The following is an 18,269-nucleotide window of genomic DNA, read 5'->3' on the forward strand; positions in this document are numbered from 1 at the left end:
TCATTTTATAATGCACAATGCCACACTATTTTGCAGACATGGTAAACAACCCTCAATTTATTTTTGCTATTATTACCCAATTTACAAAGCGTTTTCCATAATTTAATTAGCTAAACCAACAAAAATAATCATTAAAGAAGACAAAAATCATGAAAAGAAGAAGAAGGGAGAAACCTAAACGAAAAAAGACTCCCTGAATTTTAGTGGATATTTTTCTCCCAGTAATGACCTCAATGACATGAAATAAAAGATGCCCCCCATCAAGCGGTAGAATCGGAAAAAGGTTAATAAAACCAATGCTTATTGAGAGAAAAGCAGCTAGATTCAACAAAGAAATAAAACCTGACTCGCTCACTTTCCAAGCAATCTTAACGGTTTTAGAAGGTCCACTTAGCCGACAACGGTCTTCTTTTCCTCCGATTAAACGACTCATAAAAAGAACAGTTTGAGTGGTAATAAACGCAGTACGGTTTAATGCTTCTCTTATAGCTGTTACAAAACCATAGTGAATATTTTTTATATAAGTTGGATCTAAATGTGCAGGATTATTTGAATCAACAGGCACACCTACACCGATCATAGCACTTTGTGTTCGATTCCCAAACCCATCATCTCGCTCAACGACTTTCGGGGTAATGACCGTTGTAAACATGTGCCCCATTCGTTCTATTTTAAACTCTATCGGTTCTTTTCCGTGAAAAGCTACGTAATTCATCAAATCTTCAAAACTTTCAACCCGTCGACCATCCATTTCAACAAAACGGTCTCCTACTTCCAAACCGGACTGAATAGCAGGGCTATCTTTTACCAAGGAACCAACAACGGGTTCAATGACGACACGACCATAAATAAAGAAAAAAAACGTTAAAATAACAACAGTAAAAAGAGCATTGAAAAAAGGACCAGCAAAAACAGTTGCTGCTTTTTTCCAAGCATGCGCACTGGCAAATGAACCATCAACAATCGGAGATGATGGGGATAATAGCTTATCGTTTTTTTCCTCATCTCCAACAAACTTTACATAACCTCCTAGGGGAATAAGTGCTAAACGCCATTTCGTGCCATGTTTATCTGTGTAACTGGCTATTTGTGGTCCAAATCCAAGTGAAAAAACTAACGCCTTAATACCACACCACCGCCCAATGAGATAATGCCCAAGTTCGTGCACAAAAATGATAAGCATAATGATGAAAAGAATACTCAAACTTCTTAAAAGAAAATCACCCATCGTGACCATATGATTTAAAAGTCCCAAAATATCTTCTCCCCATTAAATCATACTAAAAAGATTAAAAGGTGCATCCATATCAGATATCAATGAACCGATTAAATAAAGAAGACAAGTTGCCCCTACCAATCCATCCATACGATCCATAAAACCACCATGTCCAGGCAATAAAGAACTGGAGTCTTTAACAGAAAACCGTCTTTTAAGCCACGATTGCCCTAAATCACTCAATTGTGAAACAATTGACAAAACAAGTGTAAGGAGTGGAACAAAAAAACTTGCTAAGTTTATATCAAAAAATCCAAAAGCAACCCATATACCACCGAAAACACCAACAAATGTACCACCAAGTGTTCCTGACCATGTTTTATTAGGAGAAAATCGTGGTGCTAATTTAGGCCCCCCTAATGCACGTCCGATAAAATATCCACCAATATCGGTTCCCCATACTATCGTAAATAAGAAAATAACAACTTGGAACCCCAACATCTCATGATCCCGTAAAAAGCATAAAGCCACAACAGGAAAAGATGCATATAAAAAACCACAAAAAACCCAACCACTGTTTTTTATAGATATAACAGCCAACACTGCAGCCAATACGATTAAAGCACAAAAAACCAATAAAGCAGATACATTCAATACTAAAAAAAAGCCAAAGAGAAAATAAAAAATACTTGCTAATATCTTTTGTAAAAAACGCCACTTCTCTTGAGTAATACTCATCCACTCATAAAGAATAAAACCGCCAATACACCATGCAAAAAGAAAAAAAGTGGTTCCTCCCAACCATGTCAGATACAAAGCAATAACGCCAAATACAAAAGCTGTTAGAACACGATAAACTAAATTAGACAAAACAACATCCAAACAATAAAAATAGAAAATACAAACTCTAAAATTGATGCAAGAAAAATTGCCCTCTCCAGTATTTTTATTTCATACTTGTACAAATTTCTCTTATAATTTACCATAAATGATCTAGTCTACCAAGATAGCGCTTATAAGACGAATAATCAATGAAAACAGCTTCAAAAATCTCCCTTATCAAGGTCAATCCTAAAATAAGTTTTCAAATATTTTTTCAGACATAAAATGAAACAGCAGCTATCTACACCCTATAACCTCTGCTTTCTCCATCCTCTGCGCATGTTTTATAATGGACGGTAAGAGTGAAATATTATTTTTGCACTATAGTATTTCCCAGCCTCATTATTTGAGTAATCTCTCATAATGTTTCTCATCATGCAGTTTGACAAAGACATGCCGAACAAAAAAATCTCACCATACTATAACAGTGTTCATAAATAAAGGGCGGAACTCACTTGCAGATTAAAGAATAAAAAACTTTAACCCTTTCAAATCAATCTTTCCTCTATCAAGACGATCAAACGATAAAATAGCCCCCTGTATCACACCTTGCTATCATAGTGAACATTAACTCTATACCCTTTATCCATAAAAATAATTTACACGCTAGGAGTAGAATATTTTTTTAGCAAAAAACCGTCTTAAACGTGCCTAATTTCAGATTCTTTCACGGCTAAAATTTTATCGATATCAGCAATAGTTTCATCTGTGAGTTTTTGAACTTTATCGGATAAACTATGGGCTTCATCTTGTCCAATTTCACCTTCTTTTTCTAACTTTTTCAAATTGTCCATACCATCACGACGAACATGACGTGTAGCAACACGCGCTTGCTCTGCATAGTGATGCGCAATTTTTACAAGCTCCTTACGGCGCTCTTCATTCAACTCAGGCAAAGGAATACGTAAATTCGTACCATCAGTTATGGGATTCAAACCAAGACCAGAATCGCGAATAGCGCGTTCAACAGCGCCTACCATCGTTTTATCCCATACAGAAACGGAAAGCATCCGTGGTTCGGGAACAGAAATATTAGCAACCTGATTGATGGGTACAACAGAACCATAAGATTCAACAGTTAACGGATCTAATAAACTCGCCGATGCCCGCCCCGTCCGTAAGCCACCTAATTCATGTTTAAAAGCCGTAATAGCGCCATCCATGCGACGTTTCAGATCATCCATAATTGATGCAACATTCATATTTCTGTCTCCTTCAATTGTCCTTTGAAGCTTACCCTTATTCCGATACCATTGTAAAGCGCCCTGTTCCATTCAAGACCTTTGCTAAACCGCCTTTTTCATGAATGGAATACACAATAATCGGTACATTGTTTTCACGGGCTAAAGTGACCGCCGTTGAATCCATAACTGATAATCCCCATTGCAAAATTTCAACATGTGTTAATTGGTCAAAACGCTTAGCTGTAGGATCTATCTTTGGATCGGCTGAATAAATACCATCGACTTGCGTTCCTTTAAGAAGAACATCTGCACCAATTTCTGCTGCACGTAAAGTCGCAGCAGAATCAGTGGTAAAAAAGGGATTTCCTGTACCACCCGCAAAAATAACAACTTTTCCCTGATTCATATAAGCTATTGCTTTACGTTGCGAAAAACTTTCACAAATTTGTGGCATAGCAATCGCAGAGAGCACGACCGTTTCAACTCCTAGTTTTGTCAATGATGTTCGCAATGCTAAAGAATTAATGGCTGTTGCAAGCATTCCCATATGATCACCTGTCACGCGATCCCCACCATGTGAAGCAACAGCAACGCCACGAAAAATATTTCCCCCACCAATAACAACTGCAACTTCTACCCCCATTGCGCGCACTTCCGCAATATCTGCGGCAATACGGTCGACAACAGAAACATCAATGCCAAAACTCTGTCCCCCCATAAGAGCTTCACCAGAAGCCTTTAAAAGAATACGTTTATACGGACGTGCTAATGCCATTCATAATCTCCCCAAAAGCACATTTACTTTTTTGCTTTTGACACCACGAAGGGCACCACTTTTTTTCACGTGACGCCCTCACAACAATTACGCTATTCCCATCAGAGCTTCTAAAACCAATGATGATTTTAAATCTCTGATCAAGAGTTTGCAATAACTAGCCTTTTACAGCTGCCGCAACCTCTGCAGCAAAATCAGACTCCTCTTTTTCTACACCTTCTCCGAGTGCAAAACGAATAAAGCCCGTAATTTTTGCTGGAGCACCAATTGATTTCTCAGCATCCTTTAAAGCAGCCTCAACAGTTATATCAGGATTCATAACAAAAGCTTGAGAAAGCAAAACAACCTCTTCAAAAAACTTACGCATACGTCCTTCCACCATTTTCTCAATGATATTTTCAGGCTTTCCAGACTGACGTGCTTGATCTGAAAAAATTGCTTTTTCACGTTCAACAGCACCAGAATCAACATCTTGTGCTGTAAGCGCTAATGGATTGGTTGCCGCAATATGCATTGCAACCTGCCGACCAAAAGCAAGAGCAGCTTCCTTATTTCCCGTTGTTTCAATTGCAACCAAAACACCAAGTTTTCCAAGCCCATCAGCCACACTATTGTGTATATAAGTCGCAACAACACCATTCTCAACAGACAATTTAGCGGAACGACGAAATGTCATATTCTCGCCAATTGTACCAATTGCATCTTTAATTGTAAGCTCTACAGTCTTCTCAGAGCCTGGATAAAGAGAAACAGAAACAGATTCAACATCACCTGGCGTATCTAAAGCAGCAGTTGCTACGTTACGCACAATGTCTTGGAATCCATCATTGCGTGCAACAAAATCTGTTTCAGAGTTAATCTCAACCAAAACTGCATGTGAATCTTTTGATATGACGCCGATTAATCCTTCAGCTGCTGTACGACCAGCCTTTTTATCTGCTTTAGCTATCCCTTTTTTACGAAGCCAATCAACAGCAGCTTCCATATCACCATTGGTTTCTGCTAGAGCGGCTTTACAGTCCATCATTCCAGCGCCAGATAATTCTCGAAGTTCTTTTACTTGTGCAGCAGTAACGCTCATATTTGCCTCTTTATTCTATAACAGTGAAACCGTGCAAATTTCCTCTGCACGCCTATAACTTCTTCTTTAGATAATATAAAGTACCTTAATTAGGTGTTTTATATCACTCAGAAACTGCCAAAACCGCACTTTCTTCCAAAACAGGCTCCATAGGCGCATCAACTTGAGCTCCTAGATCGATACCCATTGCACCTTGCTGACGAGCAATACCATCAAGAGCAGCACGAGCAAAAAGATCGCAATAAAGAGAAATTGCACGTGAAGCATCGTCATTACCTGGTATTGGATGTGTTACATCATCGGGATCACAATTGGTATCAATAATAGCAATCACTGGAATACCTAAACGTTTTGCTTCTTGGAGTGCAATATTTTCTTTATTTGTATCGATAACAAAGATAAGATCTGGAACAGATCCCATATCTTTAATACCACCAAGCGCACGATCAAGCTTTTCACGATCACGTTCAAGATTTAAACGTTCTTTTTTGGTAAAGCCTTGCGCTTCAGCAGCAAGAATTTTATCAAGCTTCCGCAAACGATGTATTGAATTGGAAATTGTTTTCCAGTTCGTCAGCATACCGCCAAGCCAACGCGCATTAACGTAATATTGGGCGGAGCGATTTGCTGCATCAGCAATAATTTCAGATGCCTGCCGTTTTGTGCCAACAAAGAGAATACGGCCACCACGCGCAACAGTATCTGAAACAAGTTTAAGCGCTTGATGTAAAAGTGGAACGGTCTGAGCAAGATCAATAATATGAATGTTATTACGCTGACCATAAATATAGGGGGCCATTTTGGGATTCCAGCGATGAGTCTGGTGACCAAAATGAACACCTGCTTCTAAAAGCTGGTGCATAGTAAAATCGGGTAGTGCCATAAATTTTATCCTTTCCGGTTCAACCTCCGCGGAAAAAGCAGGAAAACCTACTACCGGCGGATGCTTGCTAGACTTTTCTCACAGATCATCTATAGGCACCCAAACTCCGCGTGTGGAATAGCGCAAACATACTGATATTTGATTCTTTTTCAAGTCATTTTCTTCAATCATTTAATATTTACATTTGCACATTGATCAAGATCTTTTCCAAGTTCCAGGAATTCAAGACTGTTCAATTTTGCACGCACTGAAAAAGTTCCATAATCTATATGAAGATCACGCATAACACCATTCTCATGCAAGAGAAAACTGCTTCGATAAACCGGCAAGCCATCTTTATTTTCACTATCATCAAAATAAGAGATTGTAACAGGCCAATATTCTTCTTCATCCAATTTTCTCATTTTTTCCGTCTCACTGTCAGATAAAAGCGCCTTCTTTTCCCCTATGGCGATACTTTCTTTTATAACTTTATCTGCTTTATTTGTCCCATCAAATACAGTAACATTATAAAAATGATCCCCTGCTTTTGCATGGCGGATAATATTCTTTAGTTGCATCATTGGAAATTCTGCCATTGCGAGCTTATATTTTTTTTCTTTTGGCTTTTTTAAGGTAACCGTAATACCATCTCCCGTTCGCTCCGCGACCCCTTCGGCACGATGTGAAACCTCTTCTCCCTCTTGATCGGTAATATTAAAACGAAATGTACGGCTGTCACCTGTTTCATAGCTCGTCGTCCGTTGATCCGTTAAACGGACCGGCATATCTTCAATATGAAGGCGACTAATAAAACGGAAACGTGTGCTATAGCCTTGGCATGCCGAACCAGTGAGCTCGTAAACCATTCGCCCTGACATCCCAGAAATTGTCATTTCATGAGAAACACTATCGAGATGAAAATCATAAATTGCTCGATGAGGTACAATAAAAATAGGCTCTTCAGCTCTCGCTGTACAGAAAAAAACAATATATAAAATTATTATAAATAATGCTCTAATCATTCCCAAATTCCAAACTTTCTCCCCGTTGCATAACATCATACAATAAGGCAAAAAAGGCTAATTTCTCAATTAACCACACATTTCCTTAAATTAAAAAATAGGTTATGCAATGAATATATAGAACAGCTATGGAGTTTAAATTATGACCAATGTGATTGAAAGAAACTTAGAAACATTTGGAATCACTCTTCCTGCAGCAACGCAACCCCTTGCCAATTACATCACAACTTCACAAAGTGGCAATCAACTTTTTATTTCTGGGCAGCTCCCTCTTATAAATGGAAAACCAATAGCTATTGGTAAAGTTGGAGCAACTGTGAATGCCGAACAAGCCCAAAAAGCATCTGAAGCTTGTGCTCTCAATATTCTCGCTCAACTCAAAGCAACTTTGGGTGATCTCAATAGAATAAAACGCGTGGTCAAAATTACTGTTTTTGTGGCTGTCGATTCTCATTTTACTGATATCCCTTTTGTCGCCAATGGAGCTTCTGATTTATTCGTCAACATTCTTGGTGAAATTGGGAAACACGCCCGTTCTGCTATTGGTGTTGCCTCTCTTCCTATGGATGTTCCTGTAGAAGTTGAAGCCATGATAGAAATCTAAATCTTCATTAAAAATAGTGCGTCTCTTAAAGGTAACTGAAGTCAAAATATTTTTTGTCTTTCGATAAACCTTGCATTTTTCCATTTTGAAATTAGAATTTTAAACTTACAATAAAAGGAAATATTTGTATGAAACAAGATTATGACAATAACAATATTTTTGCTAAATTAATTCGTAATGAAATCCCTTCTGTTCGTGTTTACGAAGATGATGATGTTATTGGCTTCATGGATATCATGCCACAAGCACCAGGACATACGCTGGTCATTCCCAAAAAAGGTTCTAGAAACTTACTTGATGCCGATACTGAAGTATTATTTCCTGTTATTAAAGCTGTTCAAAAAATTGCCAATGCCGTCAAAAAGGCCTTTCAAGCAGATGGTATAACGATCATGCAATTCAATGAAGCGGCTAGTCAACAAACCGTTTATCATCTCCACTTCCATATTATACCACGTATGGAAGGAATAGAACTTACCCCTCACAGTGAGGTGATAACACCTACAGAAATACTTGAGGAAAATGCAAAAAAAATTCGTGCTGCCTTGTAACATGCTCTTAAGATGTTGTTCTTTTCTTTCCAGCATGTTTTTTTGTAAAACTTTGCGTTTTACTTTTCTTTGAGCTAAAAGATAGATCGGAAGAAGAAATTTCTAACTGTAATTTTTCTTTTTCACCACTTGATTTTTGTGTCAATACCCGAACAATGCCACCATTGCGTAACTTTCCAAATAAAATTTCATCTGCTAATGGCTTTTTAATATATTCTTGTATAACACGGCCTAATGGACGTGCTCCCATTTGAGAATCATATCCTTTATTGGACAGCCATAAAGTAGCAGAAGGGCTTAATTCAAAACTGATCTCCCGATCAGCCAATTGTGCTTCAAGCTGAAAAATAAATTTTTGCACTATCTGATTGATGCTTAAGTAAGATAAAGGCGCAAACGGAATAATTGCATCTAAACGATTACGAAATTCTGGTGTAAATAACCGATTGATTGCTTCTATATCCTCACCATCACGATGGACTTTTCCAAATCCAATAGCTGATTTTGCCATATCTGAAGCACCAGCATTGGTTGTCATAATCAAAATAATATTGCGAAAATCAATTTTCTTGCCGTTATGGTCTGTTAATCGACCATAATCCATGACCTGCAATAAAATATTAAATAACTCTGGATGAGCTTTTTCAATCTCATCGAGCAATAGGACTGCGTGAGGCTTCTGATCAACTGCATCTGTAAGAAGGCCTCCTTGATCAAACCCTATGTAACCTGGAGGAGCACCGATTAAGCGCGCTACCGTATGACGCTCCATATATTCTGACATATCAAAACGTAATAATTCAATGCCCAAAGATGATGCAAGCTGTTTTGCAACTTCAGTTTTTCCAACACCTGTTGGTCCTGAAAATAAATAACTTCCTATTGGCTTATCTGGCTCGCGTAAACCTGCTCGTGCCAATTTTATGGATGAAACTAAGACGGAAATTGCCTGATCTTGCCCATAAACAACGTGCTTGAGTTCTCTTTCAAGCTTACTCAATATCTTCTGATCATTCCGCGAAACTGTTTTGGGTGGAATCCTTGCAATTGTAGCAACAGTTGCTTCAATTTCTTTAACACCTATCGTCTTTTTTCGCTGTTTTTGTGGCAAAAGCTTTTGTGCTGCGCCACTTTCATCAATAATATCAATTGCTTTGTCAGGTAACCTACGATCAACTATATAGCGTGAAGACAATTCTACGGATGCCTTCATCGCCTGATCTGTATATTTGATCTGATGAAAATCTTCAAAGTAAGTCTTCATTCCCTGCAAAATCTTAATCGCATCAGGAACAGAAGGTTCATTAATATCAATCTTCTGAAAACGGCGCTCTAAAGCACGGTCTTGTTCAAAGAATTTTCGATATTCTCTGTAAGTGGTCGACCCAATACATCGCATAGCTCCAGAAGATAATGCAGGTTTTAAAAGATTTGCTGCATCCATATTTCCCCCTAATGTTGCTCCTGCACCAATTAAGGTATGAATTTCATCAATAAATAAAATAGCATCTGGATATAGCTCAAACTCTTTAATAACTTGCTTTAATCGTTCTTCAAAATCACCGCGATAACGTGTACCAGCAACAAGTCCCCCCATATCAAGAGAAAATATCGTTGCATTTGATAAAACTTCAGGCACTTGCCCATCAACAATGCGCTTTGCCAATCCCTCAATGATAGCGGTTTTTCCTACTCCAGGATCACCAACCAAAAGCGGATTATTTTTTGATCTTCGACATAAAATCTGAATCATCCGTGAAATTTCTCTTTCACGACCAATTAATGAATCTATTTTTCCATTCCGTGCTTTACAATTGAGATCCACACAATAACTCGTTAAAGCACTTGTTATCCTTTCACCATTGTCTGAAATCTGCTGATCTAATTGCTCTTCAAGACCTTCAAGTAACATGGATAATCCATCATCACGCGTAATACCATGTGAAATAAAACGTACAGCATCATAGCGTGTCATGCCCATCTCTTGAAGAAAATAGGCAGCATGGCTTTCACGTTCAGAAAAAATTGCAACAAGAACATTTGCCCCTGACACTTCATCTTTTCCAGCAGATTGCGCGTGAATCACCGCACGTTGGATAACACGTTGGAAAAAAGCTGTAGGTTTTGTATCCTCATCAGCTCTAATCTGTTCATCTAACTCTGAGCGAATATAATTGGTTAAACGCTCGCGCAATTCCTCCACATCTACTTGGCATGCCTGAATAACGGAATTTGCATCAGCATCATCTAACAGCGCAAGGAGAAGATGCTCTAATGTTGCATATTCATGCCGCGCTTGAGTAGCAATTGTTAATGCACGATGCAAAACCTCTTCAAGACTAGGTGTAAAAGATGGCATAATTCCTCACTTCCATTCCATTACACATTGTAACGGATGTTCATTTTGACGTGCACACTCCCTAACTTGTACTATTTTCATTTCAGCAATTTCATAAGTATAAGTTCCGCATTCGCCTATCCCATTGTGATGAACATTTAACATAATCCGTGTAGCTTCTTCGAAACTTTTTTTAAAAAAGTTCTTCAAAACGAAAACAACAAAATCCATAGGTGTATAATCATCATTAAGTAAAAGAATGCGATATAATTTAGGTTTTTTAACTTTTTCTCTAGCCTTAGGTATTATAACCGCACCATGCCTACCTTCATCCCAATTCTTGCCCTTTTTATTATGTATAATACCTTTATTATGCGTAATATGAGGTATAGAGTTTATTATGAGTGTTTGTCCCATTATTATTTTCCATGCAGCAAATTTCTTATTAATTTTAAGTTCTTTCACAACTATTGCAATACCTCTTTCGCATCAGAAAAAACTTTCCCCCTATGATTAGATTTAAGTCACTCATAAGATAACTTCTGTAAACAAATTAGTAATACCATTCATCTAAACTGCATTAACTCGTTACAGAAAAGGAAGCTGTATAGAAGTTTTTCAGGGAAAATGGAGAAATAGGATACGACAAGTGTATATTAACGATCAAAAAATTATGCGCTGCTATAAAAAGATAGCAATTTCTTTCATTATGTTCGTTTTTTCTTACTGTTGGGCATCAGCAACACCTCAAGGAGCCTATCCTGATAAGTATGCAGCTATTGTTATAGATGCCACTACGGGAAAAACTCTCTTTCAAGCCAATGCAACACTGAAACGTTATCCTGCTTCCTTAACAAAAATGATGACATTGTACCTACTGTTTGAAGCTATGCAGATGCGCCGTGTAACACCCAATACTCCAATTCCTGTTTCACATTATGCAGCAATGCGCCCACCAACAAAAATTGGATTTAAAGCAGGCCAAACAATTTCTGCAGAAGCAGCTGCTAAGGCACTCATTACAAGATCTGCAAATGATGTTGCAACAGCCATTGCAGAGTATCTTGGAGGAAGTGAAAAAAAATTCGCTCGTATGATGACAGAAAAAGCTCGCAAACTTGGTATGAAACATACACATTTCGCCAATGCTTCAGGACTTCCGGATGTGCACAATTATTCTACGGCACGAGATATAGCTACTTTGTCATTAGCCTTACGTAAACATTTTCCAACACAATATAAATTGTTCAAAACAAAAAGTTTTAATTTCCGTGGACATACAATTAATAGCCACAATAAACTCGTCAAAGTCATGGAAGGTGTCGATGGAATTAAAACAGGTTACACACAAATGTCAGGTTCTAATTTAGCAACTTCGATGCGTCTTGAGGGACGTTCCATTGTCGCTGTTGTTATGGGCGGTAAATCATCTACTGCACGTGATGAGCACATGGCTAGCTTATTGAATCAATACTTGCCCAAAGCAAACCAAATGAAAAGTGGGGAACGTTTAATGGTCTCTGTACATTATCACTTACCCACTGGCGCAAAGACTCCTATACCAACCATTAAAGCTGATTCAAGCGATTTTGATAATGAAATTTCGACTATGTTGACAGCATTTGCAGAACAACCTAAAAACTCAAATATCGCAATAACGGCTGTAAATAGGGTAATTGTACCAATACCCAACCCTCAAAAAGCTATACCAGTTGAGACTCATAAAATTGTAAATGTTTCTTTATCTACAAATGCTGGATGGGCTATCCAAATTGGTTCTCTTCCTAGTAAAGAACAAGCAAATACTCTGCTTTTAAAAGCAAAAAATACAGCTTTTTCTACTTTAAAGAACGCCTCTTCACATATGCAACTGTTTGAAAAAAATGGGCAACGTTATTATCGGGCCCGATTTACGGGATTTCAATCCAAAAAAGCTGCATTTGATGCGTGTTCTACATTAAAGAAAGCGAATTTTAACTGCTATACTGTAGCCTACTAAAAGTTTTTGAATTTTGCGTTAAGGATAGTATTATGACGGATAATGCTTTTGCTTCATTCCATGAAAAAGAAAAATTATTGAAGCAATCATCCTTCCTTGCATTGCGTTCTCTTCACGGTGCTGCTGCAAAACTTACTGGCTTAAAATATAATTCAACTGCATTAGATACACAATTTCTTGTTAATCTTCTCATTTGCCAAATAATGCGTAACCGTCGACTCATGATGCCTCCTGTACGCATTCATTTACGCGTTGCCAGTCAAACTGGTAATGTACCTATTAAAATCCGTCTAGGAGCAACAAATATTTAATCTTACAAACCTCTTTCAAAAATTATTGTATTATTGAAGTCTTAGAAAATTCTTTGATAGATGTGCCTTTTTCTTAAATCGTAGGGATGTACTGATAGCTTTTTCAAGGATTCCAATAGATATCTTCAACCTTCCAAGAAAACCGTTTTTTAGGACACAAAAAATACCAAATATTTTTCAATTTAGTATCAAAAAGTTTTCTTGATATTTTTTCACTTTAGAGGTTCTTGTAAAAGTGCAACAAAGAAAAACCCTCTTAATGACGATTTTCCCTACAACATAAATACTCTAGTAAAAAACAATTTAAGTCCTTTTACTTTTATTTTTTTCAACCAACAAAGCAAATTTGAAAAGACAAATACTATCGGTTAAAAAATGTAAAAGAAATTATCAGATTAAATATCATGATACAATTTCTATAAGGTTTTAATTTATAATGATAATTTATTTTTGCATATACTTTGACATAGCAGCACGTCAAATAGGACAATAATGAATAGATGAAAAATAAAATCACTTTTAGAGATGCAACAGGCTTTTTTAATTATTTTCATTACCTCTAATGATAAAGGTACACAAAATTCTTCTTTAGCATCTCATCGATTTTCATTCCTTCAGCAGGAATTATCCAATAGCTCATCCCCAATCTGACTGTCACCATAACGCAATGAATGCATACGAATGCCTGTAATAATGAAAAAACACAAAGACAAATATGTTATGCTTGTTATTTCGCAAAGTTTTTTTATAAAAAGCAAGCTCCTCTCTTCAACCTATTACTGATAAACTTTGTGTTTTATGGAGTAATTTTCTAAGAGAACCGGTGTTTTTTCTATTGCCTGTAAATCAACATCCAATCCCAAAGCAGACAGATTTTTGAGATAAATATTAAGATGATTTAGTGCTTTTCCTGCTGTTGCAGCTCTTGTATGCCAAATGGGAGCAAGGGATTACATGTCTCTTGTTTATATAATCTCTAAAATAAGCAGAAAACCTAATTTTGGAAGAATATGAGGTTTTAAAATCCTTTAGCCTTACCATCTCCATTTCATTCAGTTTTACGGCTTTCAAAGATATCTAAAGCAATATCCTTTAAATAAGGAAGATTAGGCGTCATCGCATACTTTTGTTTATCGCATTCTTTAATGATGTTATAACCTTCACCTAAAATAAAGCACCATTGGCTTGCTCATTTATGAGAATTTTGACAAATACTTTTAGTATATACGTTTTTATTTATTTTAATTTTTACAGCTCTCTCACACCTCATCACAATCATTCAAATTTAAAACAAATTTTCCTTGGATACCAAGGTATAATTAAAAGATATTGCTAGAAAAATTTTTAAAAGCCATAAAATCCAGCTAAATTTGATGATAAATTAATTATTCATTTTACTTTACGTTTTTTTATTTTTTCCAATGAGATTGTTTTTCCTTTCTGAGACAAATCAAACAGATATAAGAGCAATACTCTCCTTCCAATCTTGCATGCAAAAGCTGTTACTTGTTCAGAAAGCACAAACCTTCAGAAAGTACCAACCCATCTCAATCAAACTCATCTCAAGCATGTTGCTGAATTCAATTTGAATTTTGATTTATAAGCAAATAAAAAACATGAGCTTTATTAGAAATAAGATGTAATCCTTCCCCAAAGAGTCCAGTTATGGATTGAAAAAACATTCCAGTTCCTAACAAGAGATCACACTCTTAACAAGATATTGCATTAACTGCGAGGCCGCCTTTACTTGTTTCTTTATAGCGTTCACTCATATCATGCCCCGTCTGACGCATTGTTTCTATACAAGCATCAAGAGAAACAAAATGTTCTCCATTACCATATAATGCAAGAGAAGAAGCCGTTACAGCCTTAACCGCCCCCATTGCATTACGCTCAATACAAGGAACTTGTACAAGACCTGCAACCGGATCACACGTCATTCCCAAATGATGCTCAAGCGCTATTTCCGCTGCATTTTCAATTTGAGCTGGTGTTCCACCTAACGCTGCAGTCAAGCCCGCTGCAGCCATTGAAGATGCTGTTCCAACTTCACCTTGACACCCAACTTCTGCACCAGAAATAGAGGCATTATGTTTGATAACACCGCCAATAGCTGCTGCCGTCAATAGAAAATTATGTATCCCCTTTTGATCTGAACCATCATTAAACTGAAGATAGTAACGCAAAACTGCGGGGACAACACCAGCTGCCCCATTTGTTGGTGCTGTAACAACACGACCACCTGCTGCATTTTCCTCATTAACTGCCATAGCATATACTGAAAGCCAATCATTTGCCCAAAGTGGATAATTGTAATTTTTCTTTTGATTTTCTAAAAGCGTTTCATACAGCTTTTTAGCACGCCTTAAAACACGCAATCCACCAGGTAACTCACCTTCTTGTGAAAGACCTCTATCAATGCAATTTGTCATCGCTGAAAAAATTTCATCAAGCCCTGCATCCAGAAAAGAACGCTCTATCTTTGTTTCTTCATTTAAGCGCTTCATTTCAGCGATTGAAAGTCCCGATTTTTCTGCCATGGATAACATTGTACGCGCAGAATCAAAGGGATATGGCACTTCAAATGCTTCTGGTTCTATCTCACCATTCATATGGCTTAATTCATCCTCAGTCACAACAAAGCCACCACCGATAGAATAATAAATCTGCCGCAACAGAACATTCCCACCCGTATCAAGTCCTTCAAAAGCTAGTCCATTCGTATGGCCAGGTAAGATTTCCTTTCGTTCAAAAATAAGATCACGTTGCAAATCAAACTGATAAGCTGGATGGTCTTCTGGTTGCACTTTTTTTTCACGGATAACTTTTTCTAACAGAAATTCCATATTATCAGGATCAACAGTAGAAGCTTTTTCTCCTAAAAGTCCTAATATAATAGCCCTATCTGTTGCATGACCAATACCCGTAAAAGCTAAAGAACCGTAAAGATAAACACGTATACGAGAAACTTGAATATCCGATGACTGAAAAAAATCGCGTATTTTTTGCAAAAACATATTAGCAGCCGTCATCGGCCCCATCGTATGTGAGCTAGAAGGACCAATTCCAATTTTAAAAAGTTCAAAAACAGATAAAAACATGCATCACCTCAAAACTGCGGCATGGTTTGAGAAGACGCTTTTTATAACGTTTGTCTCGTTTAAAATCAAATTGCGAGATAAACTAAAAAAATAACAGCAATGAACACCAATGTTGCTCGTCTTGCCACTACCCAACACTGTCTTTCTATCGTGCTTTCCATAGTCAACCTTCAAAATGAACAATGCCCCCGAGAGTTATCGCTCTCTTAACTTTCTAAGCGTAGTAAAATAAGTATTAATATGCAATACTGAATTCAATAAGAATGTGAAATTCTTACCGAAAAATTTCTCATAATGCCGTAAATTATTCAAAACACATGCTTAATTACGCAAAACATTTTATGGATATGTTTCAATGAAACGTACAAAGTTTTCTAACGGTTCTCGTTCTGTCTCAAAATTGTTTTCTGGAGCATTCATATCGCGATAACCAAGTGCCATACCACAGATAATATGACGATCAGAAGGAATAGATAAAAGTGTACGAATCTGTTTATGATAATCAGCAAAAGCTGCTTGGGGGCAAGTATCTAATCCAAATCCACGTGCTGCTAACATGATAGTCTGCATAAACATGCCAAAATCAAGCCAACTGCCCATTTCCATGTCGTGATCCATTGTAAACAAGAGTCCTACAGGTGCATCGAAAAATAAAAAATTTCGCGCCTTTTGACGAAGCATTTTTTCTTCATCACCTTTTTGAATTCCAAGACTCTGATAAAGATCCAAACCAACTTTGCGACGCCTTGAAAGATAAGGCTCACGCCACTGACGTGGATAATACTGATATTCACGCTCTCCTTTTACACCTGAAAGCGCAAGTTTTGAAAGCTCTTGCCCTACTTTCTGTAATACACTTCCCGTAAGAACAATCACTTGCCATGGCTGAATATTTGTTCCAGATGGTGCACGGGCTGCAAGTTTTAAGATTTCTTTGATTGTTTCCAAACTAACTGGTTGATCAGTAAAAGCGCGAATCGATTTTCGCGACAAAATAGATTGAAAAATACTCATGGGGGAAACTGCCATTATCTTTACTTTCTTTATGAAAAATATTTCTTACTTATCAAGGACAATATATTGCGAAAATATCTTTACTGCTTTTTTTCATACGCTCTATTTCTTCAAATGTCTTACATATTTCACGCAGTATTAAAGACCCACCATCCATTAGGATAGCACAACTTATCTCCTTTAATAGCAAGAAAATTGTCTAAAAGTAGATGAAATAAATTTCATCATCAACGATTACCCCCAAACTCTGCTAGGCTCTCAAAAAAATTTTCTCAATTCGTTTTAAATCCTGTAGAAGATCATCAATATCATGCTGCATTTTCTTTAAATCAGCTCGTTTTTTATGAATTCCTGCAATTATTTCTTAAGCTTTTTCTCATCATCCGGCTGTTCTCCAACCATAGCCAACATATAAGATATTTCAGACAATGAGAATTTAACTCTTTTAGCACGCAGTATTTGTTTTAACTTATGATGGTCTGTTTGTGTACCAAGTCGTGTATTCCTACATCGGAAAGGAATAAAACGCAAAGTCCGAGCTGTTATTGAAAACGCACGTGTCAATTCTCCAATTGAATAAGATTCGTACATTTTATTATTCTGTCTTCAATAGACTACATTATTATAAGAAATGCTTCTATTTTTTATAAAACTTTAGGCAAGCATTCTATCTTCTACTTTTCCGCACTCTAAATATAAAGGCACACATCCTTATCATACAAATATTATACAGCTATTATACGACAAGAGATTGATTTATAACGATAATTCTCTGTTTTGCATGTTGAATGAGAGTCCCGAATAACGTAAGATTCTCTCATTCCAAACCTGTTTATGTTGAATCAATCAAAATCATTCGCTTTCACATCATAAGTGGGATGAGTGTGTGGATAAAATTTATATAAGAAAGGACTAAAAATGGCTCTTATGAACCGTCTTAATGCAAGGGCTGCGCAGCATTGGGGGCTGACAAATATAATGATGGTGCCCGCTTGTTACTTCATAAGCGTAAAAATGAAGGTGCTCAATGGATTTACCGTTATACCATTCATGGGCGCCGTCGCGAAATGGGCTTGGGTGCCTTGAGAGATGTTTCTTAAAACAAGCCCGTGAAACAGCAACACAATGGCGTTCTGTTTTACACAAAAGACCAATTATTTTTTTTAGATTACAGAAAAGACTATTGGTCTTTCGTTATAAGACCTTTTAAATCTTTATAGAAGATATCAATCAAAAACTTCCTTAAAATTTGAAATCATTCATTATTTCACTTGTAGAGAATCCTCTATTTTCCTTAGAATATGGCTTGTAAACTGCACATATCTT

The 18,269-nt window shown here is 37.0% G+C and carries 16 protein-coding genes and 1 pseudogene; 5 read left to right on the plus strand and 12 right to left on the minus strand.

What is annotated here, in order from left to right; genetic code table 11:
- Positions 1–106: 106 nt before the first annotated feature.
- The 7 genes from rseP to B5V81_RS07075 all read right to left on the minus strand — a co-directional run bounded on the left by rseP (position 107) and on the right by B5V81_RS07075 (position 7,025).
- Positions 107–1,255 carry an RIP metalloprotease RseP gene (gene rseP / locus B5V81_RS07045; protein WP_212112840.1) on the minus strand — a complete coding sequence of 383 codons (1,149 nt, stop codon included), beginning with the start codon at positions 1,253–1,255 and terminating at the stop codon, positions 107–109.
- A 15-nt stretch (positions 1,256–1,270) separates the two neighbouring features.
- Positions 1,271–2,086 carry a phosphatidate cytidylyltransferase gene (locus B5V81_RS07050; RefSeq protein ID WP_212112841.1) on the minus strand — a complete coding sequence of 272 codons (816 nt, stop codon included), beginning with the start codon at positions 2,084–2,086 and terminating at the stop codon, positions 1,271–1,273.
- A gap of 653 nt (positions 2,087–2,739) precedes the next feature.
- Entirely contained in the window at positions 2,740–3,300 is a 561-nt protein-coding gene (frr, locus tag B5V81_RS07055; protein ID WP_212112842.1) for a ribosome recycling factor, read from the minus strand.
- Between the two features lie 37 nt (positions 3,301–3,337).
- Complete coding sequence (gene pyrH / locus B5V81_RS07060; RefSeq protein ID WP_212112843.1) at positions 3,338–4,057, minus strand: UMP kinase; 720 nt, start codon at positions 4,055–4,057, stop codon at positions 3,338–3,340.
- 157 nt (positions 4,058–4,214) lie between these two features.
- Positions 4,215–5,138 (minus strand): translation elongation factor Ts, encoded by a 924-nt coding sequence (gene tsf / locus B5V81_RS07065; protein WP_039760036.1) that lies wholly within the window; start codon positions 5,136–5,138, stop codon positions 4,215–4,217.
- A 103-nt stretch (positions 5,139–5,241) separates the two neighbouring features.
- The gene (gene rpsB / locus B5V81_RS07070) at positions 5,242–6,021 is read right to left on the minus strand and encodes a 30S ribosomal protein S2 (protein ID WP_212112844.1); all 780 of its coding nucleotides are present in this window, start codon (positions 6,019–6,021) and stop codon (positions 5,242–5,244) included.
- Positions 6,022–6,188: 167 nt separating this feature from the next.
- Positions 6,189–7,025 (minus strand): EipB family protein, encoded by an 837-nt coding sequence (locus B5V81_RS07075; RefSeq protein ID WP_212112845.1) that lies wholly within the window; start codon positions 7,023–7,025, stop codon positions 6,189–6,191.
- Between the two features lie 142 nt (positions 7,026–7,167).
- Here B5V81_RS07075 and B5V81_RS07080 point away from each other — a divergent pair, with 142 nt between their 5' ends.
- Both B5V81_RS07080 and B5V81_RS07085 read left to right on the plus strand, forming a co-directional pair.
- A complete protein-coding gene (locus B5V81_RS07080) occupies positions 7,168–7,629 on the plus strand; it encodes a RidA family protein (protein ID WP_212112846.1) in 462 nt (153 codons plus the stop codon).
- 128 nt (positions 7,630–7,757) lie between these two features.
- Positions 7,758–8,180, plus strand: coding sequence for an HIT family protein (locus tag B5V81_RS07085; protein WP_212112847.1), 423 nt, complete (start codon positions 7,758–7,760; stop codon positions 8,178–8,180).
- Between the two features lie 7 nt (positions 8,181–8,187).
- Here the strand turns inward: B5V81_RS07085 and clpA are convergent, their stop codons facing one another.
- Positions 8,188–10,539: an ATP-dependent Clp protease ATP-binding subunit ClpA gene (gene clpA / locus B5V81_RS07090; RefSeq protein WP_212112848.1), complete on the minus strand. Its 2,352-nt coding sequence runs from the start codon at positions 10,537–10,539 to the stop codon at positions 8,188–8,190.
- Between the two features lie 6 nt (positions 10,540–10,545).
- Positions 10,546–10,935 carry an ATP-dependent Clp protease adapter ClpS gene (clpS, locus tag B5V81_RS07095; RefSeq protein ID WP_212112860.1) on the minus strand — a complete coding sequence of 130 codons (390 nt, stop codon included), beginning with the start codon at positions 10,933–10,935 and terminating at the stop codon, positions 10,546–10,548.
- A gap of 232 nt (positions 10,936–11,167) precedes the next feature.
- On the opposite strand from clpS, the gene B5V81_RS07100 reads away from it, so the two are divergent.
- Positions 11,168–12,517: an SPOR domain-containing protein gene (locus B5V81_RS07100; protein WP_212112849.1), complete on the plus strand. Its 1,350-nt coding sequence runs from the start codon at positions 11,168–11,170 to the stop codon at positions 12,515–12,517.
- A 32-nt stretch (positions 12,518–12,549) separates the two neighbouring features.
- Complete coding sequence (locus B5V81_RS07105; protein WP_212112850.1) at positions 12,550–12,828, plus strand: hypothetical protein; 279 nt, start codon at positions 12,550–12,552, stop codon at positions 12,826–12,828.
- Positions 12,829–14,537: 1,709 nt separating this feature from the next.
- Here the strand turns inward: B5V81_RS07105 and B5V81_RS07110 are convergent.
- The 3 genes from B5V81_RS07110 to B5V81_RS08935 form a co-directional block, all read right to left on the minus strand.
- On the minus strand, positions 14,538–15,929 hold the full coding sequence (locus B5V81_RS07110; protein WP_212112851.1) for an L-serine ammonia-lyase: 1,392 nt from the start codon (positions 15,927–15,929) through the stop codon (positions 14,538–14,540).
- 339 nt (positions 15,930–16,268) lie between these two features.
- Entirely contained in the window at positions 16,269–16,958 is a 690-nt protein-coding gene (locus B5V81_RS07115; protein WP_212112852.1) for a nitroreductase, read from the minus strand.
- A gap of 342 nt (positions 16,959–17,300) precedes the next feature.
- Positions 17,301–17,534, minus strand: coding sequence for a MerR family transcriptional regulator (locus B5V81_RS08935; protein ID WP_244979432.1), 234 nt, complete (start codon positions 17,532–17,534; stop codon positions 17,301–17,303).
- 327 nt (positions 17,535–17,861) lie between these two features.
- Here B5V81_RS08935 and B5V81_RS07125 point away from each other — a divergent pair.
- Positions 17,862–18,123, plus strand: a pseudogene (locus B5V81_RS07125) (Arm DNA-binding domain-containing protein); the annotation flags it as partial.
- Positions 18,124–18,269 lie beyond the last annotated feature (146 nt).

Origin of the sequence: Bartonella queenslandensis (assembly GCF_018155095.1) — a bacterium.
Lineage (GTDB): Bacteria > Pseudomonadota > Alphaproteobacteria > Rhizobiales > Rhizobiaceae > Bartonella > Bartonella queenslandensis_B.